Annotated in this window: 19 protein-coding genes; 9 read left to right on the top strand and 10 right to left on the bottom strand. The window is 65.2% G+C overall.

Annotated elements, in window-relative coordinates; all coding sequences use genetic code 11:
• Positions 1–2 precede the first annotated feature (2 nt).
• The 5 genes from ACQR1X_RS30160 to ACQR1X_RS30140 form a co-directional block, all read right to left on the bottom strand.
• On the bottom strand, positions 3–599 hold the full coding sequence (locus ACQR1X_RS30160; protein WP_434892313.1) for an RNA polymerase sigma factor: 597 nt from the start codon (positions 597–599) through the stop codon (positions 3–5).
• 163 nt (positions 600–762) lie between these two features.
• On the bottom strand, positions 763–1,413 hold the full coding sequence (locus ACQR1X_RS30155; RefSeq protein WP_315749232.1) for a ChrR family anti-sigma-E factor: 651 nt from the start codon (positions 1,411–1,413) through the stop codon (positions 763–765).
• Entirely contained in the window at positions 1,410–1,955 is a 546-nt protein-coding gene (locus ACQR1X_RS30150) for a sigma-70 family RNA polymerase sigma factor (protein ID WP_315772520.1), read from the bottom strand. The genes ACQR1X_RS30155 and ACQR1X_RS30150 overlap by 4 nt, the downstream gene beginning before the upstream one ends.
• Before the next feature lie 204 nt (positions 1,956–2,159).
• Complete coding sequence (gene folE, locus ACQR1X_RS30145; protein ID WP_315714899.1) at positions 2,160–2,780, bottom strand: GTP cyclohydrolase I FolE; 621 nt, start codon at positions 2,778–2,780, stop codon at positions 2,160–2,162.
• Positions 2,781–2,870: 90 nt separating this feature from the next.
• Positions 2,871–4,607, bottom strand: a complete 1,737-nt coding sequence (locus ACQR1X_RS30140; protein ID WP_434900184.1) for a methyl-accepting chemotaxis protein — start codon at positions 4,605–4,607, stop codon at positions 2,871–2,873.
• A 581-nt stretch (positions 4,608–5,188) separates the two neighbouring features.
• Here ACQR1X_RS30140 and ACQR1X_RS30135 point away from each other — a divergent pair.
• Positions 5,189–6,775, top strand: a complete 1,587-nt coding sequence (locus ACQR1X_RS30135) for a B12-binding domain-containing radical SAM protein (protein ID WP_316183364.1) — start codon at positions 5,189–5,191, stop codon at positions 6,773–6,775.
• Positions 6,776–7,155: 380 nt separating this feature from the next.
• Positions 7,156–9,513 carry an efflux RND transporter permease subunit gene (locus ACQR1X_RS30130; protein ID WP_316183365.1) on the top strand — a complete coding sequence of 786 codons (2,358 nt, stop codon included), beginning with the start codon at positions 7,156–7,158 and terminating at the stop codon, positions 9,511–9,513.
• 192 nt (positions 9,514–9,705) lie between these two features.
• On the opposite strand, the gene ACQR1X_RS30125 is transcribed toward ACQR1X_RS30130, so the two are convergent.
• Positions 9,706–10,200, bottom strand: coding sequence for a hypothetical protein (locus ACQR1X_RS30125; protein ID WP_434885137.1), 495 nt, complete (start codon positions 10,198–10,200; stop codon positions 9,706–9,708).
• Between the two features lie 477 nt (positions 10,201–10,677).
• Here ACQR1X_RS30125 and ACQR1X_RS30120 point away from each other — a divergent pair, with 477 nt between their 5' ends.
• The 5 genes from ACQR1X_RS30120 to ACQR1X_RS30100 all read left to right on the top strand — a co-directional run bounded on the left by ACQR1X_RS30120 (position 10,678) and on the right by ACQR1X_RS30100 (position 15,212).
• Positions 10,678–10,914, top strand: a complete 237-nt coding sequence (locus ACQR1X_RS30120) for a hypothetical protein (protein WP_315801265.1) — start codon at positions 10,678–10,680, stop codon at positions 10,912–10,914.
• Positions 10,915–11,138: 224 nt separating this feature from the next.
• On the top strand, positions 11,139–12,017 hold the full coding sequence (gene hpnC, locus ACQR1X_RS30115) for a squalene synthase HpnC (RefSeq protein WP_315801264.1): 879 nt from the start codon (positions 11,139–11,141) through the stop codon (positions 12,015–12,017).
• Positions 12,014–12,853: a presqualene diphosphate synthase HpnD gene (gene hpnD, locus ACQR1X_RS30110; protein WP_434873754.1), complete on the top strand. Its 840-nt coding sequence runs from the start codon at positions 12,014–12,016 to the stop codon at positions 12,851–12,853. The genes hpnC and hpnD overlap by 4 nt, the downstream gene beginning before the upstream one ends.
• On the top strand, positions 12,853–14,103 hold the full coding sequence (gene hpnE, locus ACQR1X_RS30105) for a hydroxysqualene dehydroxylase HpnE (RefSeq protein WP_434900183.1): 1,251 nt from the start codon (positions 12,853–12,855) through the stop codon (positions 14,101–14,103). The genes hpnD and hpnE overlap by 1 nt, the downstream gene beginning before the upstream one ends.
• Before the next feature lie 344 nt (positions 14,104–14,447).
• Complete coding sequence (locus ACQR1X_RS30100) at positions 14,448–15,212, top strand: phosphorylase (RefSeq protein WP_410051467.1); 765 nt, start codon at positions 14,448–14,450, stop codon at positions 15,210–15,212.
• Between the two features lie 217 nt (positions 15,213–15,429).
• Here the strand turns inward: ACQR1X_RS30100 and hpnH are convergent, their stop codons facing one another.
• Together hpnH and ispH are read right to left on the bottom strand one after the other, a co-directional pair.
• Positions 15,430–16,578 (bottom strand): adenosyl-hopene transferase HpnH, encoded by a 1,149-nt coding sequence (hpnH, locus tag ACQR1X_RS30095; protein WP_316183626.1) that lies wholly within the window; start codon positions 16,576–16,578, stop codon positions 15,430–15,432.
• A gap of 34 nt (positions 16,579–16,612) precedes the next feature.
• On the bottom strand, positions 16,613–17,539 hold the full coding sequence (ispH, locus tag ACQR1X_RS30090) for a 4-hydroxy-3-methylbut-2-enyl diphosphate reductase (protein ID WP_315801259.1): 927 nt from the start codon (positions 17,537–17,539) through the stop codon (positions 16,613–16,615).
• Positions 17,540–18,026: 487 nt separating this feature from the next.
• Between ispH and ACQR1X_RS30085 the strand changes: the two genes are divergently transcribed.
• The gene (locus ACQR1X_RS30085) at positions 18,027–20,627 is read left to right on the top strand and encodes an MMPL family transporter (RefSeq protein WP_315801258.1); all 2,601 of its coding nucleotides are present in this window, start codon (positions 18,027–18,029) and stop codon (positions 20,625–20,627) included.
• 67 nt (positions 20,628–20,694) lie between these two features.
• Here the strand turns inward: ACQR1X_RS30085 and ACQR1X_RS30080 are convergent, their stop codons facing one another.
• On the bottom strand, positions 20,695–21,321 hold the full coding sequence (locus tag ACQR1X_RS30080; protein ID WP_409997886.1) for a DUF2147 domain-containing protein: 627 nt from the start codon (positions 21,319–21,321) through the stop codon (positions 20,695–20,697).
• Between the two features lie 101 nt (positions 21,322–21,422).
• Between ACQR1X_RS30080 and hpnO the strand changes: the two genes are divergently transcribed.
• Positions 21,423–22,814, top strand: a complete 1,392-nt coding sequence (gene hpnO, locus ACQR1X_RS30075) for an aminobacteriohopanetriol synthase HpnO (protein ID WP_315714885.1) — start codon at positions 21,423–21,425, stop codon at positions 22,812–22,814.
• A gap of 197 nt (positions 22,815–23,011) precedes the next feature.
• Here hpnO and ACQR1X_RS30070 read toward each other — a convergent pair whose 3' ends face one another.
• Positions 23,012–23,794, bottom strand: coding sequence for an anti-sigma factor family protein (locus ACQR1X_RS30070; RefSeq protein ID WP_434900182.1), 783 nt, complete (start codon positions 23,792–23,794; stop codon positions 23,012–23,014).

Below are 23,794 nucleotides of genomic sequence, written 5' to 3'. Positions count from 1 at the left end.
GATCAGGCCGCCACGGTAACCGCGTGGGCCTGGCCGAGACAATCCTTGCGCACCGTGAGCAGGCTGCGATGCAGCCAGGTCTTGATGGTGCCGACCGGCACGCCGAACCGTTCCGACAGCCGCGTCCGGCTTTCGCCCTCGAGATAGGCGAGCGCCAGCAGCCGTCGGCGCTCCTCCGGCAGCCGCTCGAGCGCCTCGCGGGCGATCGGTTCCGCCAGCGCGTAGTCGAACTCGTCGTCGGCGGCGCTGTCAGCGGGATCAGGGATCGCGAGCGCCTCATCGAGCTCCGAGGTCGGCACGCCGGTGGCGCGCAGCGCATCGATCGCGGTGTTGCGCATGATGGTGCACATCCAGGTGATGGGCGAGGCGCGCGCCGGGTCGAAGCTCGCGGCATGCCGCCAGATCTTCAGGTAGCCATCTTGCAGGATGTCGTCGAGGTCGGCCGAGGAGGGCAGCAAGGCGCGCACGGTCTTCCGCATCTTCAAGATCGTTGCAGCATGCAGCTCGGCAAAGGCTTGCTCGTCGTTGCGTCCGGCACGGGCCAGCAAGCCGCCGAGATGCGCGACGTAAGCCTTCTGATCCGCGCTCGCTGATCGCATCTGTCTCCTCCATGCGCTTCCTTGAGGGACAACGGGTCAGAGCCGGATGCGGATCACCACCAACATGCAGCCGGCATCGCGTGGAGGCAATTGGCTAATCATCCAGGCGACCGCGCTCCTCCGGAGCGCGTCACGCCGGCTCGCAAACGATACGCCGAAAGACTCAGAGCCGGACGAATGGGCTGATCAGCCGGCCGAGCAGGCCGTGCATGCGCAGGTCGCCGGTCATGGCGACGAGGCAGAGGCAGGGGCCCTCGTCACCGACCACCGGACGATGGTCGACCTCGTCGTCGCCATAGTCGAAGTCGCCGGGTCCGTAATAGCCGCCGAGATGGCTGAAGCTGCCCTTCAGCACGCAGGTCAGCTCGTTGCCGGAATGCGTATGCTCCAGCATCCGCGCCCCAGGCTCCGAGCGCAACAGGAAGGCGCGCGATTTGCCGGTGCCCGGCAGCAGGATCGGGCGCATGCTGATGCCGGGCGCCACACGCCGGCGCTTGCCGATCTTGCAGCGCTTGACCATCTCGGGGAGGTCGGCGAGCTCGGGATCGTGCTCGGCGACCTCGCTCACCTGTGGCGCCGCCTGCGGGCGTCGATCGATGCGTGCCATCACGGCATCGAACGCATCCGCGCCCGTCGCGATCGGCTCGGCCGCATCCAGCGAGGCGCCGGCGAGCTGCTCGATGGCGCGGACGAAGCGCTGGCATCGGCCGCAATCGGCGACATGGACACCGACGACCAGCCGCTCGGCCTCGTCGAGCGCACCAGTGGCGAAGTCGGCCAGCAGGTCTTCCGGCGGGTGGTGGCTGATCGTCATGTCGCGTCGTCCAACAGGTCTCTCAGGCGATTCATCGCCAATCTGATTCGTGACTTTACCGTACCCAGCGGCAGGCCGAGCACCGCCGCGATTTCCGAATGCGGTCGTTCTTCAACGAACGACAGGCGGATCACGGTGGATTGCTCCACCGACAATCTTTCGATCGCGGCCGCCACCCGTGTGGCATCTTCGACACGCGAGACGATCTGGTCGGCTGCGGGCGTCGGATCGGCTTCCTCGTCCCGCCCCACTTCTCTGCTCAGCCGGCTGTCGCGGGCAGCCTTGCGCGCGGCGTCGATCCGCTGGTTGCGCGCGATCGTGAAGATCCAGGCGGCCGCGCCGGCCGTCGACGGATCGAATTGCCCCGCCTTCGTCCACACCGCCACCATGGTGGATTGGGCGATTTCCTCAGCGTCGTCGGCGTTGCAGCCGGTCTTGATAAGGAAGCCTTTGATGCGGGGCGCAAAATGCGCAAACAGGGCCTTGAATGCCTCGCGATCGCCGCGCGCGGCGACGCGTCCGATCAATTCAGCCCAGTCCACAGTCGCCTTCGGCCCTCTGCTCACATTCACCCTGGTACGGGCACTGAAGGCCCGTGCAAATCGATGCCGGGACGATGCCACGTTCCATTGCGCTAATCCAGTCGCTCTCAGTCGCGTGGTCATGGTCCCCGGCACGCTGCTTGACCCTGGATAACGTGGACCATGGACGGCTGGATCACAGCGGGCGGAGGATTTTCCGGCCCCTCAATCCTTCAGGTCGGAATTGACCATCGCCAGGAACTCCTGGCGGCTCATCGGGTCGGTGCGGAAGCAGCCGAGCATGCGGCTGGTGGTGAGATCGACGCCGTGCTTCTTGACGCCGCGCGAGCTGATGCAGTGATGGGCTGCCTTGATCACGACCGCCACGCCCTGCGGCTGCAGCACCTCGTCGATGATGTTGGCGATCTCGGCGGTCATGCGCTCCTGGATCTGCAGCCGGCTGGCATAGGCCTCGACGACCCGGGCGAGCTTGGAGATCCCGACCACGCGGTTGCGCGGCACGTAGCCGACCCAGGCGCGGCCGATGATGGGCGCCATGTGGTGCTCGCAATGGCTCTGGAACGGGATGTTCCGCAACAGCACCATCTCGTCGTAGCCGGCGGTCTCCTCGAACGTCTTGCGCAGATACTCCTCGGGGTTCTGCTCATAGCCGGAAAAATAGCTCTTGTAGGCCCGCGCGACGCGGGCCGGGGTCTCGGAGAGACCCTCGCGTGACGGATCCTCGCCGATCCAGGTCAGGATGGTGCGGATGGCGTCCTCGACGTCATCCTGGGTGACCGCGACCGGGTCGCAGGCGAACGGAAGTTTCTTGGCTGTCTGGCGCACGACGGCTCTCCAAAAACCAAGAAACGGTTCCAGTGTCGGAACGGATCACGTCTTGCGGGGGCGATTTCCGCAACCGAGGGCTCGCCCCGGTCAGCTCGCCTTGCGCAGCCGCATCTCCGCGGACGGACCCGAGCGCAGGTTCTGGAAGAACTTCTCGACCTCGTTGGCGAGCGTCTGCGCGGTCGCGTTGAGGTCGCCGGACGCCGACAGGACGGAGGCGGCGGCCGTCGAGGTCTCACTGATGGCGTCGCGGAGCGAGCCGATGTTCATGACCAGCGTCTGGTTGCCCTGGGCGGTCGACTGCGCGTTGGTCGAGATCTCCCGCGTCGCCTGGTCCTGCTGCTGGATGGCATTGGAGATGTTCGAGGTGATCTCGTTGATGCCGCGGACCGCCTGGCCGATCTCGCGGACCGCGTCGACCGCGGTCTTGGTCGAGGCCTGGATCAGGCCGACGTTCTGGCTGATCTCCTCGGTCGCCTTGGCCGTCTGCCCGGCCAGCGCCTTGACCTCGTGAGCGACGACGGCAAAGCCGCGGCCGGCCTCGCCGGCGCGGGCGGCCTCGATGGTCGCATTCAGAGCGAGGAGGTTGGTCTGCTCGGCGATGGTCTGGATCAGGGTCAATACGCCGTCGATGCGCTGGGTGGCGGCGGCAAGGCCCTCGATCTCCGTGACCGACTTCTCGGTGCGTTGGCCGGTCTGCTCGACGGCGCCGGCCGACTGCCGGATCTGCCGGCCGATCTCCTCGACGGACGTCGACAACTCCTCGGCGGCGCTCGCGACGGCGGAAACGTTGGTCGAGGCCTGCGACGTCGCGCCGGCTGCGGTGACCGCGCGCTCGTTGGCGTCCGCCGTCAGCCGTGTGATCGCCTCGGCGGTGGCGCGCATCGCGGCGGCGTTCTCGGTGACGGTCCGCATCACGCTGCCGATTGCGGTGCGAAATTCCTCGACCGCGGTTTCGATGTGGCGGGCCCGGGCTTCGCGGATTTCGGAGTCCTGCGAGACCTGGACATTGAGGTCGCGGTTGTGGGCCATCGCCTGCTGGAACACGCCGATGGCGCGGGCCAGCTCGCCGACCTCGTCGGCGCGCCCGGCATACGGCACCTCGACGTTCTCGGCGCCGGTGGCGACCTGGCGGATCGTCTCGGTGATCTGAGACAGCGGCCGAGCGATCGAGCGAGCGATGATCACCACGCCGGCTGCGACCAGAACCAACATCAAGCCGCCAAGGCCTGTCAGCATGAGCGAGAGCTTGTTGTTCAGCGCCGCTTTCTCGGCGATCTTTCCTCCGCGCTCGACATAGACTTTGGACAGCGCTTCGAGGTCCGTGTTGAGCGCCTTGCGCACGGAGCGATTGGCGTCGTTGTCGCCCCACTCGCGTCCCGCAGCCGGGCTGATTTCATTGGCGCGGCGGACCAGTTCGGCGCGGAATTCGACGAATTGCTCGATCCGCTTCTTGAACGTTGCGAATTGCTGGGCGTCGTCGGCCTGTACGATCGCCTGCCACTTGTCGACGACCTTCAGAATCTCGGCGTTGAACTTGAGCAAGCCGTTGCCGTATTGCTTCACGACGGCCGGGTCTGTCGACATGTAGACGCCGCGCGACTCCATCACGACGGCATAGACGAGTCCGTTGACCAGCTGAACGTTGTGAGCGGCGAGATTGGCCGTCTCGATGGCTTTGATGAGCTCCGTGGCCCGCCGCGAGTTGTAGTCGGACAGCCAGGTAATTGCGGCGGTCAATAGCGCAAATAATGCGAAGATTGCATAGAGCTTGACTGCGATGGATTGGCGCGTGGCCGTCTTCGTTGACGTCGGGCGTGAGGTCATGAGGTGAAATACCGCGATTTTTGCTACGACGGAGGAGGCGCTTGATTGTTAATAGTTATGCAAAACCTTCATGGAGAAAGCGTTAAGTGGGCACCGTCAGTATTATACAACCACAGCGTACTTTGCTTGACGTTTCAATCGATTAGTTGGTGCTCCGCAGCGGGGGTGGGCGCCGGGCCGTCCGGTTGACTACGGAGGGCATGCGCCCTTTCGAGGTCCCTCGTTCCCTTGCAAATGCATTGCAGGCCAGTGGCCGACGCGCAGATGCGCTCCGCAATTGGTTCGCCGATCGGAGACAGGCGAGAGCGGTTGTCGCGATCGACGATCAATTATCCATCTGATTGGAACTTTGGATCGCCCTTCGCATTCGGCCATCCGTATTGCGATCATCGGATCAGGTCGCCTCATCAGCTTGCGTCTGATCATGCCAGGCAGCGTGAGCATCTGGCAGGCGGCGGGGACGTCGTGCCTTGCGACAGGGGCGGAAGGCGCGGTCGCACTCAACTTTTCCGGAAGGGGTAGCGAAGCCTTACCTTCGGCCGTAAGGTACCCAGTTAGCGGGTTGTCGCGAGGGGCAGTCGATGAGATTCGAGGGCATCGAAACGGTACGTCGCATTCTCTGTGTGTTTCCGCGCTACACCTCGTCGTTCGGAACCTTCGAGCATGCCTATCCGCTCACCGACGGCATCCAGGCCTTCATGCCGCCGCAGGGGCTGCTGCTGATCGCGGCCTATCTTCCAAGCTCCTGGCAGGTGCGCTTCATCGATGAGAACATCCGCCCGGCGCGGGACGAGGATTTCTCCTGGGCCGAAGCGGTGTTCGTCAGCGGCATGCACATCCAGCGTCAGCAGATGAACGACATCTGCCAGCGGGCGCACGCGTTCGACCTGCCGGTCGCGCTCGGCGGCCCTTCGGTCAGCGCCTGCCCGGACTACTATCCGAGCTTCGACTATCTGCATGTCGGCGAGCTTGGCGATGCGACCGACGAGCTGATCGCGCGGCTGGCGCGGGATCCGTCACGGCCTGCGCAGCAGGTCGTGCTGCGGACCAGCGAGCGGGTGGCGATGACCGATTTCCCGGTGCCGGCCTATGAGCTCGCCGAGGTGAAGAAGTACTTTCTCGGCAGTATCCAGTATTCCAGCGGCTGTCCCTATCAATGCGAGTTCTGCGACATCCCCGGCCTCTATGGGCGCAACCCGCGCATCAAGTCGCCGCAGCAGATCATCGCCGAGCTCGACAAGCTCAGGGAATGCGGCGTTACCGGCTCGGTCTATTTCGTCGACGACAATTTCATCGGCAACCGCAAAGCCGCGACGGAGCTGCTGCCGCATCTGATCGAATGGCAGAAGCGCACCGGCTATGTGATGCGGCTCGCCTGCGAGGCCACGCTCAACATCGCCAAGCGGCCCGAGATCCTGGAGAAGATGCGCGAGGCCTATTTCATCACCATCTTCTGCGGCATCGAGACGCCAGATCCGGATGCGCTGACGGCCATGCAGAAGGATCACAACATGATGGTGCCGATCCTGGAGGGGATCAGGACGATCAACAGCTACGGCATGGAGGTCGTCTCCGGTATCATCATGGGGCTGGACACCGACACGCCGCAGACCGCGGACGCGCTGCTGCAGTTCGTCGAGGAGAGCCGGATCCCGCTGCTCACGATCAATCTGCTGCAGGCGCTCCCGAAGACGCCCCTGTGGGATCGCCTCGAGCGCGAGGGCAGGCTGGTCCACGACGACGGTCGCGACTCCAACGTGAAATTCCTGATGCCCTATGACGAGGTGGTCACGGCGTGGCGGCGCTGCATGGAGGTGGCCTATGAGCCGGAGCGGCTGTTCGCGCGCTACAAGCACCAATGCGACACCACCTACGCCAACCGCATCGAGGTGCCGGTCAGCGACGAGATGAAGAGCTGGCCGAACGTCAGGCGCGGCCTGGTCATGATGGGCAAGATCTTCTGGAAGGTGGGCGTGCTCGGCGACTACAAGCGGCCGTTCTGGCGCTTTGCCTGGAGCCAGCTCAAGCGCGGCGAGATCGAGAATTTCATCGCCGTGACGCTGATCGCGCATCACCTCATCATGTTTGCGCGCGCCGCCTCGCGCGGGCATCAGAACGCGTCGAACTACTCGATCCGGCTGCGCGAGGCCGCCCTTCCTGCGGGGTGATGGCCTCGCCGGGGCAGGGCAGCGGGGCGCTCGCCGGCGCCGCGGCCTGCTCCGGCAAGGACGGCTCAGTCGGATACCGGTCCTTGAGTCGTTCAGGTTTCGAGCCCCGCGTCCGTCGGGGCCGTCCACCTCTTTTCAAGCACGGCAGAATCGTGGCGTGATCGGAAGCCGTCGCGGCTCGCCGTCTTGTGTGGCCGCGCAAGGTTGCGGCCGGGGAGTGAACCCTGCTAGACCGCCTCGACGAATTTTCACGTGTTTTCAAGGATTAGCTTCGGCTGCGGGCCACAATGCGGTCATCTCTGCTTCGCTGAGCGGCCTTATTTCTGCCCTATGCGCTCAGGCCTTCCGAATTGGGCCGCGCCCCAACCACTGGACACCGCATGCTGGAAGTCAGGCACGACAACGAAGTCCATGTCGAGAAGGTCGAGCACCGGCCGGCCGACAGCATCGCCTTTGGCATCGAGCGGCTCGGCCTCCTCGCGGTCAAGGCGCCGATCTTCTCCTGCGTCGTCCTGCTCGTTCTCATCGTGGCGGCGGTGTTCGGCATCAAGCGCATCCAGATCGACGATTCGCTCAGCCAGCTGTTTCGCTCCGACAGCAAGGAATTCCACCAGTACGAGGAGGTGACGAAGAAGTTCCCGGCCGAGGAGTTCGACGTCCTCGTCGTGGTCGAGGGCAAGACCCTGCTGGCCCGCCAGAACCTCGAGAAGCTTCGTGACTTCGTGACCGACCTGCAACTGGTCGAGGGCACCCGGGGCCTGGTGTCGCTGTTCTCGGCCCGTCAGGCGCCGGCGCCCGGCAAGCTGCCGGCCGCGCTGTTTCCGTCGGATCTGCCGGAGGGCGAGGCCTACGACAAGTTCATCGAAACGGTGAAGTCCAACGAGATCATCCGTGGCAAGCTGTTGTCGGAGGACGGCACGCTGGCCCTGATCGTGCTGTCGCTCGAGCCCAAGGTGGTCGCCTCGAACGATCTCGGGAAGGTGGTGGGCGACATCCGGAAGCTGATGGCGGAGGACCTCGGCGACACCGGCCTGAATGTCCAGCTTTCCGGCGTGCCGGTCATGCAGCTCGAGATCCGCAACGCGGTGGAGCGTGACGGGCTGACCTACAACATTCTCGGCATTCTCGCCGGCTGCGTCATCGCCATCATCTTCTTCCGCAAGGTCTCGTTCATGATCGCGGCGGCGTTTCCGCCGCTGATCGCGATCATGCTCGCGCTCGGCGCGCTCGGGTGGGCCAATTTCAATCTCAACATGTTCCTGAACGTGATGACGCCGCTCATCATGGTCATCAGCTTCTCCGATTCGATGCAGCTCACCTTCGCCGCTCGCGACCGCCTGATCGCGGGGCAGGACAAGGTGACGGCGTTCAAGAACGCCGTGCTGGTCGTCGGCCCGGCTTGCGTCCTGACCCACGCCACCGCCGGCATTTCCTTCATCGCCCTGCAGTTCTCCGACAGCGACCTGATCCGCAAGTTCGGCGAGGCGGGGCTCGCCGCCACCATCATCGCGCTGGTCGCGGTGCTGTCGCTGGTGCCGGTGTTCGGCGTGCTGCTGGTGCGCAACGAGAAGACGTTCGCGGTCAAATTCCAGGGCGCCGACGCCGGCGTCCAGGCGCTGCGCAATTTCTGCTACTGGATCGCGGTGCGCATGGTCGGCCGTCCCGGCCTGTTCAGCCTGATCGCGGTGCTGTTCGTCGGCTCGCTCGCGGTGGTGTATTCGACCCTGGAGCCGCGCTATCGCCTCGCCGACCAGGTGCCGGACAAGCAGCAGGCGGTTGCGGCGAGCAACCGGCTCGATGCCAAGCTGACCGGCGCCAATCCGGTCAACGTGCTCATCCAGTTTCCGAAGGGCGCCTCGCTCTATGCCCCGGAGACCCTGCAGACCATCGCCGACGTCCATGCCACGGTCGAGAAGACCGCGGGTGTCGGCAACGTCTGGTCGGTCGAGACGCTCCGGCGCTGGCTGGCCGAGAAGGCCGGCTCGTCGGATACGGCGACCCTGCAGGAATACGTCAATCTGATCCCCGAGCATCTGGTGCGCCGCTTCATCGACAAGGAGCAGGATGCGGTGGTGGTCGCCGGCCGTGTGCCGGATGTCGACTCCAGCCAGCTGCTGCCGGTGGTCGACAAGCTCGACCACGAGCTCGATGCGGTGAGAAAGAAGCATCCCGGCTATGAAATCGCCGTCACCGGTCTCGCCGCCATCGCCGCGCGCAACTCGGCCGGCATGATCGAAAAGCTCAACCATGGGCTGACGATCGAGTTCGCGCTGGTGGCGATGTTCATCGGGCTGGCCTTCCGGTCCTGGGTCGTCATGCTCGCCTGCATCCTGCCCGGCATCTTCCCTGTCGTGATGTCGGGCACCGTGCTGTGGGCCATGGGGGAGGGGCTGCAATTCGCCAGCGTGGTGGCGCTCACGGTCTCCTTCGGCCTTGGCCTGTCGGCCACCATCCACTTCCTGAACCGGCTGCGGATGGAGAGCGCGCCCGGCGTCAGTGCCGCGGTCGCAGTGGAGCGTGCCACCGTGTTGGTCGGACCGGCGCTGATCCTCACCACCGTGGTGCTGGCCTGCGGCCTGGTCGTCACCGTGTTCTCGGATCTGCCGTCGCTGCGGCTGTTCGGTTGGCTCAGCGCGTTCTCGATGGTGGCGGCGCTGTTCGCCGACCTCTTCATCCTCCGCCCGACCGCGATGTTCCTGATCAACCTGTCGCAGAAGCTGAAGCGCAAGCCGCTTTGAGGCGAGGGAATTGGTTTAAGCCCAGCCAACAACTGTCATCGCCCGGCCGGTCGAGCCGGGCGATGACAGCGGTTGTTTCAGGCGCGTCGGGGGTTGCTGCTGAGGCACAGCAAAACAAAACGGCCCTGACATCGTCAGGGCCGTTTGCGCATTCGACGGCCCGTGAGCGCGCGACGCGCTCCGGTCCAAAGATCAGGTCTTCGACATCGTGATGTTGACGCCGCGAATCTCGCCCTTGGAGGAGATCTGCACGACCTGCTTGTTGCCGCTGGTCCTCAGGTTGATGCTGGCGGCGAAACCGGCGGCCTGGACGAACACGTCGATCTGGCCGTTGCCGGCGGTGCCCTGCAGTTCGCCGTTCACGTTGCGGCTGGATTCGCTCCAATTGCCGGAGATGCGGTCACCCTGGCTGGTGACGTCGCTGGTCAGCAGGAACTTGTAGCTGTCGCTGGCGCATTGCAGGCTCTGCTTGAGATTGGCGCCGGCCACCTTGTAGCTGGCCTTGCAGCGGATACGCTCGGTGGTGCCGTCGGACAGCGCGACCGTGCCGTTGCCGGCCCATGAGCCGTCGAAGCCGGCGAACGGGCCCGACTGAGCCTGAACTGCGGTCGCCGCCACGAACAGTGCCGCTCCGAGACCGGCGGCCTTGACGACGTGCCCAGAGAAAGGTGAGCCGAACAGTTTCATATCGAGTTTCCCATCCAAAATGACACCGCTGTGTCGGCGTATGCTGCCGCTTCGAACACTTGGTGTTCTCGCCGAAGGTTAGGTTCAAATGACGGCCGGTCGGGCGCTGCGACCGGATGCCATGATGCCCGCCGATACCGTGCGACCGGTCGGCGCCGAATGGTCGTCCTCGCAAGACGGCTGCACGCAAGCCGCCTCGACGGCGCCCGCATCTAACGGTCCGCGCGGCATGCTTGCAACAGCCAAATGCGAAAAACGTGTTCCGAGAATAACGCCCTAGTATCAACGCCTTGTTTGTGCCAAAGCTGTGATCTCCGAGCTTGATCCGCTCGGGATCATAGGGCGCAAATTTGGCCGCATTTGGCAGCGTACCTCCGGCGCTGGGGGGCTTGCGGTCCTTGCCAAACCAAACAGGTGTTTCCCGGGCAGCATCGGCGATCCGGGAGGTCTCCTCTGCTGTCAAAATGAAGGAACACGATGCGTAAGATTTTCCTGGCACTTTCCCTGCTGTCGTCGGTGTCCGTTTCCACCGGTGCGTTCGCGCAAGGCCGCGGCGGCACGCCCGAAGAGCAGGCGGCCTGCACGCGTGACGTTCAGAAGTTCTGCCGTGCGGTCATCGATCAGGGTGACTTCACGATTCTGGCGTGCCTCAAGGAGAACCGCCCCAAGATCAGCTCGGCCTGCGATCAGGTGCTGAAGACCCACAACCAGTAAGCGGTTGCCGTTCGGAGCGGTTGTTTCCGAGCTCTCTTGGTTAACGATCGCCGGCCCGCCCCCTCGGGGCAGGACGGCGGTTCGCTTCTATGGGCTGCCCGACATCGATTGCATTGGTTTTGGCGGGATCTTCGCCTATATGGGGGCGAGCAATCCGTTCGCATGAGCGAAGCGGCGGGCATTGTTTTCGGTAGCGCCCCTTCAACCTGATAGCTGTTTCGTCCATGACCACCGCGAGCGATTTGCGATCCGGCAAGACACACCGGGACGAGAACTTTCCGGTGGCGTCGTGGATCATCCGTCCTGAGCATCGGGCGCTGATCCTCGCCTTCTACAATTTCGTGCGCACCGCCGACGACATCGCCGACCATCCGAGCCTGCCGGGCGACGAGAAGCTGCGGCTGCTCGACCTGCTCGAGGCTGAGCTGACGGGAACGGGCGAGACCCAGGACGTCGCCGTCAGCCTGCGCCGGGCGCTCGCCGGGCGCGGCATGTCGCCCCGGCACGCGCTCGATCTGCTGGTTGCCTTCCGGATGGACGTGACCAAGCTGCGCTACGAGAACTGGGACGAGGTCATCCACTACTGCCGCTATTCGGCGATGCCGGTCGGCCGCTTCATGCTCGATGTGCACGGCGAGTCCACCGCGACCTGGCCGGCCTCGGACGCGATCTGCGCCGGCCTTCAGATCAACAACCACCTGCAGGACTGCGGCAAGGACTACAAGGCGCTCAACCGCGTCTATCTGCCGCGCGACGCGCTGGCCGAAGCCGGCGCCACGGTCGAGATGCTCGGCGCAGCCAAATCGTCGCCGCAGCTCTTGAGCTGCCTGCAGAAGCTCGCCGTCCGCAATGCGGCGCTGCTCGAGGAGGGCAGGGACCTCAACAGCGGCGTCAAGGATTTCCGCTTCGGACTGGAGATCGCCGTGATCCAGGCCTTCGCCGACCGCATCGTGGCGTTGCTGAAGGTGCGCGATCCGCTGAGCGAGCGCGTGCACCTGTCGCCCATCGGCATGCTCGGTCTCACCTTCACCTCGGTGATGGGCGAGATCGGCCGCCGCGTGGCCGGGCGTCATCCCCAGACCAAATCGGCAGCCGGCGCATGACCCTCGAGGCGACCGCGGATAACGTCGATCACGGCACGGCGGCCTCCGGCAGCTCGTTCTATGCCGCCATGCGCATCCTGCCGCGCGCCCAGCGCGATGCGATGTTCCAGGTCTACAGCTTCTGCCGCGAGGTCGACGACATCGCCGATTCCGACGGCCCGCGGCCCGAGCGGCTGGCAGCGCTGCAGAAATGGCGCGACGACATCGACGCGCTGTACCAGGGCAACCCGCCGCCGCGGCTGCGCGACTATGTCGCGTCGGTGAAGACCTTCGGACTGAAGCGCGAGGACTTCCTCGCCATCATCGACGGCATGGAGATGGACGTGCCGGCGGAGATCCGCGCGCCCGATCTCGCCACGCTCGACCTTTATTGCGACCGCGTGGCCAGCGCGGTCGGCCGCCTCTCGGTGCGCATCTTCGGCATGCCCGAGGAGGACGGCATCCTGCTCGCGCACCATCTCGGCCGCGCGCTGCAGCTGACCAACATCCTGCGCGACATCGACGAGGATGCCGGCATCGGCCGGCTCTACCTGCCGCGCGAGGCGCTGCTGTTCGCCGGCATCACCAGCGACGATCCGGTCAAGGTGATGCAGGAGCGGGCGCTGCCCAAGGTCTGCAACTCGGTTGCGGTCAGGGCCAAGACGCATTTCGAGAAGGCCGACGAGATCATGCGGCGAAATCGCCGGCGCGCCGTGCGGGCGCCGCGGATCATGTCGAAATATTATCGTGCCGTGTTCGACCTCCTGCTCGAACGCGGCTTCGCGCTGCCGCGCGAGCCCGTCCGCGTGAGCAAGCTCACGAAGATCGGCATCATCCTCCGTTACGCTTTGATCTGATGACCAAGACAGCTCACATCATCGGCGCCGGCGTGTCCGGCCTTTCCGCCGGCGTGCGGCTCGCCAACGCGGGCTACATCGTGCACGTCCACGAGGCCACGCAGCAGCTCGGCGGCCGCTGCCGGTCCTATTACGACGCCGCGACCGACCTGGTGATCGACAACGGCAACCATCTGCTGCTGTCGGCCAATCATCACGTGCTGTCCTATGCCCGTGCGATCGGCTCGGAAGCGGGGCTGGTCGGGCCGGAGAAGGCGCAGTTCGCATTCGTCGACATCCGGAGCGGCCAGCGCTGGCTGCTCGATCTCGGCAACGGCCGGCTGCCGCTGTGGGTGTTCGACGAGGGCCGCCGCGTGCCGGATACCAAGCTCGGCGACTATCTCGCATTGTCGCCGCTGATCTGGGCCGGCACGTCCAAGACCATCGGCAGCACGATTCCCTGCAAGGGCGCGCTGTACGACCGGCTGGTGCAGCCGCTGCTGCTCGCGGCGCTGAACTGCGATCCGCCGGAGGGCTCGGCGGGGCTCGCCGGCGCCATCGTCCGCGAGACGCTGTTGGCCGGCGGTCAGGCCTGCCGGCCGCTGATCGCGCGCGACGGGTTGTCGGGCGTGCTGATCGATCCGGCCGTGAAATTCCTGGAAGGCAAGGGCGGCAGCGTCCGGATCGGCCGCGAGCTGCGCGGCCTCGACAATGCAGGCGGTCGCGTCACCGGGCTCAGGTTCGGCGGTGATGAAACCGTCGCGCTCGGTCCCTCCGACGTCGTGGTGCTCGCCGTGCCGCCGCGGCCGGCGATGGCGCTGCTGCCGGGACTCACGGGGCCGACGAAATATCGTGCCATCGTCAATGCCCATTTCCGCATCACGCCGCCGCGCGATGCACCAGCTCTGCTCGGAGTGGTCGGCGGCCTGGTCGAGTGGCTGTTCGCCTTCCCGCAGCGGCTCTCGGTCACCATCAGCAATGGCGATCGCCTGGTCGACATGCCGCGCGAGGAACTCGCCGCCGCGATCTGGGCCGACGTCTGCAAGGCCGCCGGGATCTCGGGCGAGCTGCCACCGTGGCAGATCGTGCGCGAGCGTCGCGCCACCTTCGAGGCGACGCCGGAGCAGAACGCGCTCCGGCCCGGAGTGAAGACGGCGTTCGGCAATCTCGCTCTGGCGGGGGACTGGACCGATACCGGCCTGCCGGCAACCATCGAAGGCTCGGTGCGCTCCGGCGACCGCGCCGCGAATCTCCTGCTCGGGCACGGCTGACGGGCGCAGGGCTGCCGAATCTGGACGCGCCGTCAGGCCGCCTGCGCCGCGAGTCTCACATTTTCGTGGCGTAGTTCTTGCTTAAAGTTCCACGCCTGGAGGCGCTGGCGCGATCTGTTCCAGGGCGGAACAGGGGTCGGCGGGGCCAAATGGCAACACCCGGCAAAAAACGCATCGGGTGCGGGTGCAGTGCGGCGCAAACGGGGTTTCCTCGTGGAAATTTTCTGCGTAATCCTCGGTTTGTTAAGGTCTTTCCGCTCTGGCGCCGCCGCGGCTGAGGCTTTGGAACAAGAGACAGAGACGTCGGATCACGCGACGTCCGAGAAGGTGTCAGGGGTCGGATTGTGAAGTTGGGGATGGGGGACGACACGTCCGCGGATCGCCCGATTGATCCGCGGCCGGTCTTGGTCGTGACGGGCTTGGTGCAGGAGGCCCGGATTGCTGCCGGGCCCGGCATGATGGTGATCTGCAGCTCGAGCGACCCCAGACAGTTGCGCTCGCTGCTCACCGTGTTCGACCCGACCTCGATCCGCGGCGTCGTCAGCTTCGGCGTGGCCGGTGGCCTCGATCCGACCCTCAAGGCCGGCGACATCGTCGTCGCCACCGAGGTGACCGCCGGCGATGCCCGCTGGCTGTCGGGCCTGTCGCTGCGCGAGGAGCACATCGCCCGCGCCGCCCTGAAGAAGCGCCGCGTCGTGCGCGGCGTGCTCGCCGGCGCCGAAGAGGTGGTGGTGGCGCAGGCCCGCAAGGCGGCGCTGCGCATGAAGACCGGCGCGGCCGCGGTCGACATGGAGAGCCACATCGCTGCCGCCTATGCCGCCGAGTACGGGCTGCCGTTCGCGGCGCTGCGGGTGATCTCCGATCCCGCCCATCGCACCCTCCCGTCGCTCGCCAAGGACGCCATCAAGCCCAACGGCGACATCGACCTGCCGATGATCCTGCGCGGCGTCGCGCGCAATCCGGCCGTGCTGCGCGGCCTGGTCTCGACCGGCATCGAGTTCAACCGCGCCCTGCGCTCGCTGCGCGGCGCCCGCGACCTGCTGCTGAGCGGCCTGCTGGCGGCCGAGCATTTCCTCGAGACCGAGACGCTGGCCGCCGCCGAAGCGTAAGGCTCCGGCTGGCGAATGATCGTCGGCTTTATCGGCTAAGGCTCCGATAATCCCGCTTGCTCCGTCGCTGCGCTCGCAATGACGTGTGGAAAGAGCTTCGCTCAGAGGCGCAATCCCTGCACCGAAACGGAGCGGCGCCTACGAGCCCATAGCACCTCAACGAAAAACGGCCGCCGGTGCCCGGCGGCCGTTTCGTTGTGGACTGATCTCAGCGGCCTCAGGCCGCGGTCGAGGCCTTCTGCTGGGCTTCGACGGCCTCGTCCTTGCGGATCTCGGAGAGGCGCTTCTGCACCTCCGACGAGAACACGTATTGCGCCGGGCGCTGCTTGGAGAGGTCGATCTCCGGCGCCATCGGGCCTTCGGTCTTGATGCCGCGCAGCGACACGAACATCGCCTTGATCGGGTTGGTCAGCGCCGCATTGGCGGCGGTCGCCTCGTAGCCGCAATGCGCCATGCAGTCGGCGCACTTCTCGTACTTGCCGGTGCCGTAGGAATCCCAGTCGGTGGTCTCCATCAGCTCCTTGAAGGTCTTGGTGTAGCCTTCGCCGAGCAGATAGCAGGGCTTCTGCCAGCCGAAGATGTTGCGCGCAGGCATGCCCCAGGGGGTGCACTCGAACTCCTGGTTTCCGGCGAGGAAGTCGAGGAACAGGCCGGAATGCATGAAATTCCACTTCTTGCCCTTGCCGAGCTTGAAGACGTCGCGGAACAGCTGCTTGGTCTTGGTGCGGTTGAGGAAGTGCTCCTGGTCCGGCGCGCGCTCATAGGCATAGCCGGGCGACATGGTGACGCCGACGCCGAGTTCGGTCGTGAAGTCCAGGAACTTGGCGATCTCCTCGGCCGGGTGGCCGTCGAACACCGTGGCGTTGACGTTGACGGTGAAGCCGCGCTCCTTGGCGGCCTTGATCGCGGAGACGGCGCGGTCGAACACGCCCTTCTGCGACACCGCCTTGTCGTGATGCTCGCGCAGGCCGTCGAGATGCACCGAGAAGAACAAATAGGGCGACGGCTCGAACAGGTCGAGCTTCTTCTCCAGGAGCAGCGCGTTGGTGCAGAGCGAGACGAACTTCTTGCGGGCGACCAAGCCGCGCACGATCTCGCCGATCTCCTTGTGGATCAGCGGCTCGCCGCCGGGGATCGCGACCATCGGTGCGCCGCACTCATCGGCCGCATCCCAGCACTCCTGCGCGCTCATGCGGCGGTTGAGGATCGCGTCGGGATAGTCGATCTTGCCACAGCCGGCGCATGCCAGGTTGCAGCGGAACAGCGGCTCCAGCATCAGCACGAGCGGATAGCGTTTCCGGCCGAGAAGCTTCTGCTTCATCAGATAGGCCCCGATACGCAGTTCCTTATGGAAGGGGATTGCCATTACGTCTCTTCTTTCTGGACCAAACGAGGACCGATCAGCCCGCGACCAGCTCGGCCGGCAGGCGGAATTCGATGTTTTCTTCCCGCCCCGGGACCACCGCGACCTCGACCGGTCCGATGCGCCGCAGGGCTTCGATGACGTCGTCGACAAGCACTTCGGGAGCCGAGGCGCCGGCAGTGATGCCGACGGCCTTGGCCCCCTTCAGCCAAACCGGATCAAGCTCGCTGCCATCAGCGATCAGATAGCTTGCGACCCCGGCCTCGGTGCCGATCTCGCGCAGTCTGTTCGAGTTGGAGCTGTTGGCGGCGCCCACCACCAGGATGACGTCCACCAGCTTGCTTAAGTCCCTTACCGCAGATTGGCGGTTCTGTGTCGCATAGCAGATATCCCGGATATCGGGACCTTGAAGGTCTGTAAAGCGGGCTTGAAGGGCTAAAATGATGTCCCGGGTGTCGTCCACGCTGAGCGTGGTCTGGGTAATATAGGCCAAGGGGGTGTCGAGCGGCAGAGGCAGGGCGGCCACATCGGCCACGTTCTGCACGAGGTAGACCGGGCCGGGAACCTGGCCCATGGTTCCCTCCACCTCCGGATGGCCGGCATGACCGATCAGTACCAGGGTACGTCCCTTGGACATGTAGCGCTTGCCCTGGTTGTGAACCTTCGTCACCAGCGGGCAGGTGGCATTGAGCACCGGCAGCCCGCGGGCGGCCGCTTCCTCCTCCACCGTCCGGGCGACGCCGTGGGCGCTGAACACGGTGACGGCGCGCGGCGGCACCTCGGAGAGGTCCTCGACGAAGATGGCGCCCTTGGCCTTCAGGCTCTCGACCACGTGCTTGTTGTGGACGATCTCATGACGCACGTAGACCGGCGGGCCATACTTCTCCAGCGCGCGCTCCACGATCTCGATCGCACGCACGACTCCAGCACAAAAACCGCGCGGCTGCGCGAGATACACCTGCATGGGACGTCCAGCCACGTTGCCTCACTTTCGACCCGGCACCTCCGTGCGTGCGACAGGGTTGCAATAATCGCACCAGCGAGTGCCCCCAATGGCCCGCCACACGGATGGAAACGCAGGGCTTTGTGTCAAAAATCGAGCGAAGAGAAAAGCCGGTCTGCAAGTCGCTCGCATGTGATGCGTCGCACGCAGCCCCCGAGAGGTTGCAGGTAATTTAGTAATTATAAATTAGATCAATCAATTGAGTTGGTTATGCTCTCACTCGTTCGTCACTTTACCGCCGAGAACAGCCGCTATATCAGCCGGCCCGACGGTTCCGTGCATCGTTCAACTTGATCCGCCGTCGAGGGACCATCCTCGTCTTCAAGGTTGGGCCAGGCCGGGTCGGGGCGCGCTCAGGATGTGTGCGTCCGGGGCTCGCCCTGATCGGGGAACTCCGCCATGAAGCGGACGTTTCCGCCCAGCTCTCTAAACATTAGAAAGTCACGAAGTGCTGACCACGTTTGTCGTCTCGATCGTCAAGGCCTGCACCCGGTTTGCCTGGCCGACATTGATTGCGGCCCTGCTGCTCTCCGTCGGCGCGGGCTTCTATACGGCGCGTCATTTCTCGATCAATACCGACATCAACAAGCTGATTTCGCCTGATCTCGACTGGCGCAAGCGCGACCAGCAATATGAGCAGGCGTTCGATCGCGATCGCATGATCCTGGGCGTGGTCGAGGCGGCGACACCAGAGCTGACCGGCGTGGCGGCTGATGCGCTTGCCAAGAAGCTCAAGGGCGACACCGCGAACTTCTCATCGGTCGAGCTGCTCGGCGGCGGCGAGTTCTTCGCCAGGAACGGCCTGCTGTTCCTGCCGACCGAGGAGGTCAAGCAGCTCACGGACCAGTTCACGGCGGCGGCGCCGCTGGTCGAGATCATGGCCGGGGACCCCTCGATCCGCGGCCTGACCGGTGCGCTGGAGACCGGCCTTGCCGGCGTCAAGCGCGGCCAGGTCAAGCTCGATAATGCCGCGCGGCCGTTCGACTACATCTCCCAGACGGTCGAGACCGTGCTCGACAAGGGCGATGCGACCTTCTCCTGGCGCCAGCTGATCTCCGACAAGCCGCTCGAAGACAGCGACAAGCGCGCCTTCATCCAGTTCAAGCCGATCCTCGACTACCAGGCCCTGGAGCCCGGCAAGGCGGCGACGGATGCGATCCGTCAGGCGGCGGCCGAGCTCGATTTCCCGCACCGCTTTCACGCCCGCGTGCGGCTGACCGGGCCGGTGCCGATCGCCAACGAGGAATACGCCACCGTGCAGGAAGGCGCCGTCGTCAACGGCATCGGCACCGTGGTCGTCGTGCTGATCATCCTGTGGCTGGCGCTGCATTCGGCCAAGATCATCTCGGCCGTGTTCATCAACCTGTTCATCGGCCTCGCGCTCACCACGGCCGTCGGCCTGATGATGGTCGGCTCGCTCAATCTGCTGTCGGTCGCGTTCGCCGTGCTGTTCATCGGCCTCGGCGTCGATTTCGGCATCCAGTTCAGCGTGCGCTATCGCTCCGAGCGGTTCAAGAACGACAATCTTCCGGAGGCGCTGGCGGAAGCCGCGCGCCGCTCCGCGGTGCCGCTGTCGCTCGCGGCGATGGCGACGGCTGCCGGTTTCCTGTGCTTCCTGCCGACCGACTACAAGGGCATCTCCGAGCTCGGCGCCATCGCCGGCGCCGGCATGATCATCGCGTTCCTGTCGTCGATCACGGTGCTGCCGGCATTGCTGAGGATCCTCAATCCGCCCGGCGAGAAGGAGCCGGTCGGCTACGCCTTCCTGGCGCCGGTCGATCATTTCCTCGAGAAGCACCGCGTGCCGATCATCGTCGGCACGCTCGGCCTGGTCGTCGCCGGCCTGCCGCTGCTCTATTACATGAAGTTCGACTTCAACCCGATGAACCTGCGCAATCCGCGCGCCGAGTCGATCGCGACCTATCTCGACCTGCGAAAGGATCCGAACACGGGCGCCAATGCGATCGACGTGCTGACACGCTCCGAGACCGAGGCCAAGGCGATCGAGGCCAAGCTGGCGAAGTTGCCCGAGGTGGCGCGCGTGATGTCGCTCGACAGCTTCGTCCCCGAGGACCAGCCGGCCAAATTGAAGCTGATCGCGCAGGGCGCGAAGGTGCTGGGGCCTGCACTCAACCCCGATCAGGTCGATGCGGCGCCGAGCGACAAGGAGAATGTCGACGCCCTGAACTCGACCGTCGACAATCTCCGGCGCACCGCGGGCGAGAGCAACGGGCCGGGCGCGGTCGCGTCGCGGCGGCTCGCCGACGCGCTTGCCAGGCTCGCGGGCGCCAGCGAAACGGTTCGCAACAAGGCGCAGGCGGTGTTCGTCGAGCCGTGGAAGATCACGCTGACGCAGCTCAGCGCCACTCTCCAGGCGCAGCCGGTCAGCCTCGCGAACCTGCCGCCGGAACTGGTGTCGCAGTGGAAGAGCAAGGACGGACTGATTCGGGTCGAGGCGCAGCCCAAGGGCGATCCGAACGACAACGACAATCTCAGGCGATTCGCCAACGCCGTCCTGACGGCCGAGCCCAACGCGATCGGCGGTCCGGTCTCGATCCTGAAGTCCGGTGACACGATCGTGAAGGCATTCATCCACGCCGGCATCTACTCGCTGGTCGTGATCAGCCTCCTGCTGTGGGTGACCTTGAAGCGCTTCAGCGACGTGCTCATGACGATCGTGCCGCTGCTGGTTGCGGGCGCCGTGACGCTTGAGATCTGCGTGCTGATCAAGCTGCCGCTGAACTTCGCCAACATCGTCGCCCTGCCGCTCCTGCTAGGCATTGGCGTCGCGTTCAAGATCTACTACGTGGTGGCGTGGCGCGGCGGCCGCACAAATTTGCTCCAGACCAGCCTGACCCGGGCGATCTTCTTCAGCGCACTGACGACGGCGACCGCATTCGGCAGCCTGTGGCTGTCGAGCCATCCCGGCACGTCCAGCATGGGCAAGCTGCTGGCGCTGTCGCTGGTCACCACGCTCGCCGCCGTGCTGCTGTTCCAGCCGGCGCTGATGGGCAAGCCTCGCGAGATCAAGGAGCAAGAGGGCTCGTGATCACGGAATAGAAAAAGCGGCCGATCTCTCGGCCGCTTTTTTTGTTCGCGTGACGGACGCCCGTTAGTTAGCGGGGGCGCGCGATCTCGGGCAGCAGGCAGATATCGCCGACCTGATCCGCGGGCTTGTGTCCCGGCTTGGCCGATGCGGTTGCGCCACTGCCGACGCCGGTGGTCGTCTTGGCCGCCGGAGCAGGGGCCGGCGCGATTGGTTTCTGTGTACCTTTGGCCATGCTGTTCACAGGGCTCGACGGAATCGGCGGAGCAACCCGCGTCCAGGTCTCGCCGCCGCACAGGAAGCCGAGCACGCAGCCCTTGATCTCCAGGTGATCGGGGTCGACCGGCGTGATGGTGGAGCTGTAGAGCTGCCCATCCTTGGCGTTGTAGACTTGGCCTTCCCACGCGTCTGCGCCGGGCTTCTTCTTCATGTCGATCAGGATCGGCATGCCGAGCGTCGGCCGGCTCTGGCGGGCCGGATCGGGGTTGTTGCTGTCGCGTCCGCCCGGGGTCTTCTCCCAGGCCACGACGCCCCACATGCTGCCATTACATTGTGCGACTCGGATGTTCGCGACGCCGTCGGCAACCCGCCAGTCGCCGGTGGGGTCGGCCGCGAGCGCGGAAGAAATTCCTGCTGCGAACACGACTGCGGAGTATGCTAGTGTCGTCGACATGAGATATCTAAGGCGATGCAACATTGGCAGAAACCCGTGCTTGCTTTGATGGTGCGAATGAGGGCAAAACGCCGCATTGCGCGTTTTCAGTTGACGTCACGTCCATCAACCGAAGTATGTAGCCGATGCTAAAACCCAATCTAGACGTTTCCGAGATGTTTGTGGAGCGCCAAGCGCAGCGCAGCACGATGCACTCTCGGCATCTGAACGAGCAGCTTGTCCGCGTTCTCAAAACGATTGGATATGATGTTGGGTTCCAGAAGGGACAAGGGCAATATCTCTACGATCGTGATGGGGCCCGTTATCTAGACCTGCTCAGCGGTTTTGGCGTCTTTGCAATCGGCCGCAATCATCCGACACTGCGCGCCGCGCTGAAAAGCGTCCTCGACACCGACCTGCCGAATCTCGTCCAGCTCGACGTCTCGACCTTGGCGGGCGTTCTTGCCGAGCGGCTGCTGGAATATGTCCCGTATCTGGACAAGGTGTTCTTCGCCAATTCCGGCGCCGAGACCGTCGAAGCCGCGATCAAATTCGCGCGTGGCGCGACCGGCCGGCCCGGCATCGTCTATTGCGGGCACTCCTATCACGGTCTCACCTATGGCGCGCTGTCGCTGACCGATGATTCGAACTTCCGCAACGGCTTCGAGCCGCTGCTGCCGGGTTGTACGGCGATCCCTTTCAACGATCTCGCCGCGCTCGAGCAGGCGCTGTCGTCGCGCGAGATCGCAGCGTTCATCGTCGAGCCGATCCAGGGCAAGGGCGTCAACATGCCCTCCGACGAGTTCCTGCCGGGTGCCGCTGCGCTCTGCAAGAAATACGGCACCATCTTCATCGCCGACGAGATCCAGACCGGCATGGGACGCACCGGCCGGTTCCTCGCCGTGGAACATTGGAACGTCGAGCCCGACATGGTGCTGCTATCGAAGGCGCTGTCCGGCGGCCATGTCCCGGTCGGCGCGCTGCTGACGCGCAAGCAGATCTTCGACAAGATCTTCAACCGCATGGACCGCGCCGTGGTGCACGGCTCGACCTTCGCCAAGAACGACCTCGCGATGGCCGCCGGCATTGCCACGCTCGAGGTGATGAAGGCGGAGAAGCTGGTGGAGGCCGCCGCCAAGCGCGGCGCCGAGCTGCGGCTGGCGCTGACCCGGATGGTGCCGGGCTACGAGCTGCTCAAGGAAGTCCGCGGCAAGGGGCTGATGATCGGCGTCGAGTTCGGTCCGCCGAAATCGCTGCGCCTCAAGGCCTCGTGGACCATGCTGGAGAGCGCCAACAAGGGCCTGTTCTGCCAGCTCATCACGGTGCCGCTGTTCAAGGATCACAAGATCCTGACCCAGGTCGCCGGTCACGGCCTGCACACGATCAAGCTGCTGCCGCCGCTGACCATCACCGAGGAGGACTGCGCCTGGATCGAGCGCGCCTTCGATGACGTCATCGCGCAGAGCCACAAGGTCCCCGGCGCGATCTGGTCGCTCGGCAAGACCCTGGTCGACAACGCCATCCGCAAATCGGCGTGAGCTGACGAACATGTAGGGTGGGCAAAGGCGCGACGCGCCGTGCCCACCATCTCGATCCTCGCAGGACCTTTGGTGGGGCACGCTACGCTTTGCCCGCCCTACGAAGGGCTTGTCATGGCGAGCGAAGCAATCCAGCCTTCCTTCGCGCCTCGGGATTGCGTCGCTTCGCCCGCAATGACGGAGCGCGCGAGAGCGACTCAGCTGCTCCCACCCATCTTCCGCTCGAACCGCTCGCCGAACTCCTCGAGCTCGTCGCCGCCGATATCGCTGATCGCCCAATAACTGAGGCCGCGGTCGCGCCAGCTCCTGATATTGAAGCCCTGGATCGTGTCCATCCGTGCGGCGCGGCGCTCGGTGGATGAGGTCTGCGCCACGAACAGATTGATGACGTGCTGGCGGCGGCGATAGACCACCGCGCCGATCGGGCGGGCATCGACATAATCGAGCCGCCCGCCGATCAGGGTGAATCCCTCAGCGGTGAGGTCGATCACCGGCGGCGCCACGTCGAGCCTGCCGTTGAACCAGGGCTTGACGGTGTGCTGGTCGGTCGAGATCACGTCGGTCAGGTGGCCGGCCTGCAGCGAGCGCAGATGCGCCGAGACGATCTCGGCCTCGATCCGCTGCTGGTCGTCATTGCGCAGCACGATGGCGACGAGACCGGTGGCGGCCAGCGCCGACACGGCCGAGCCCATCGCAAAGCCCTTCAGCAGCGAGCGGCGGCTCGGCCGGACGGCAAACGGAGTAACGACGGCCGCCTCGACCGGCGGCAGGGCGGCTTCGATGCGCTGGCGCAAGGCGGCGGGCGCCTTGTAGCCGAGGTCGGCGCCGGCGAGCATCTGCTTCATCTCCCTGATGGCAGCAAGCTCCGCAGCGCAGCGCGGGCAGGTCGCGACATGGGCTTCGACCTCGAGAGCGTGGCCGGCGTCGAGCTCGCCATCGGCCAGCGCGTGCATCAGGATCTCGGCTTCATCGCAGGTCAT

Origin of the sequence: Bradyrhizobium sp. HKCCYLRH3073, assembly GCF_051167995.1 — a bacterium.
GTDB lineage: Bacteria > Pseudomonadota > Alphaproteobacteria > Rhizobiales > Xanthobacteraceae > Bradyrhizobium.
The sequence above is the reverse complement of the archived record's forward strand: the minus strand, read 5'-3'. Positions and strand labels throughout refer to the sequence as shown.

Bases quoted from the DNA above. Each gene is read 5' to 3' on its own strand.
- ACQR1X_RS30160 (WP_434892313.1), bottom strand. From the start codon at position 599: ATGCGATCAGCGAGCGCGGATCAGAAGGCTTACGTCGCGCATCTCGGC.
- ACQR1X_RS30155 (WP_315749232.1), bottom strand. From the start codon at position 1,413: ATGACGATCAGCCACCACCCGCCGGAAGACCTGCTGGCCGACTTCGCC.
- ACQR1X_RS30140 (WP_434900184.1), bottom strand. From the start codon at position 4,607: ATGACCTCACGCCCGACGTCAACGAAGACGGCCACGCGCCAATCCATC.
- ACQR1X_RS30135 (WP_316183364.1), top strand. From the start codon at position 5,189: ATGAGATTCGAGGGCATCGAAACGGTACGTCGCATTCTCTGTGTGTTT.
- ACQR1X_RS30130 (WP_316183365.1), top strand. From the start codon at position 7,156: ATGCTGGAAGTCAGGCACGACAACGAAGTCCATGTCGAGAAGGTCGAG.
- ACQR1X_RS30125 (WP_434885137.1), bottom strand. From the start codon at position 10,200: ATGAAACTGTTCGGCTCACCTTTCTCTGGGCACGTCGTCAAGGCCGCC.
- ACQR1X_RS30120 (WP_315801265.1), top strand. From the start codon at position 10,678: ATGCGTAAGATTTTCCTGGCACTTTCCCTGCTGTCGTCGGTGTCCGTT.
- hpnC (WP_315801264.1), top strand. From the start codon at position 11,139: ATGACCACCGCGAGCGATTTGCGATCCGGCAAGACACACCGGGACGAG.
- hpnD (WP_434873754.1), top strand. From the start codon at position 12,014: ATGACCCTCGAGGCGACCGCGGATAACGTCGATCACGGCACGGCGGCC.
- hpnE (WP_434900183.1), top strand. From the start codon at position 12,853: ATGACCAAGACAGCTCACATCATCGGCGCCGGCGTGTCCGGCCTTTCC.
- hpnH (WP_316183626.1), bottom strand. From the start codon at position 16,578: ATGGCAATCCCCTTCCATAAGGAACTGCGTATCGGGGCCTATCTGATG.
- ispH (WP_315801259.1), bottom strand. From the start codon at position 17,539: ATGCAGGTGTATCTCGCGCAGCCGCGCGGTTTTTGTGCTGGAGTCGTG.
- ACQR1X_RS30080 (WP_409997886.1), bottom strand. From the start codon at position 21,321: ATGTTGCATCGCCTTAGATATCTCATGTCGACGACACTAGCATACTCC.
- hpnO (WP_315714885.1), top strand. From the start codon at position 21,423: ATGCTAAAACCCAATCTAGACGTTTCCGAGATGTTTGTGGAGCGCCAA.
- ACQR1X_RS30070 (WP_434900182.1), bottom strand. From the start codon at position 23,794: ATGACCTGCGATGAAGCCGAGATCCTGATGCACGCGCTGGCCGATGGC.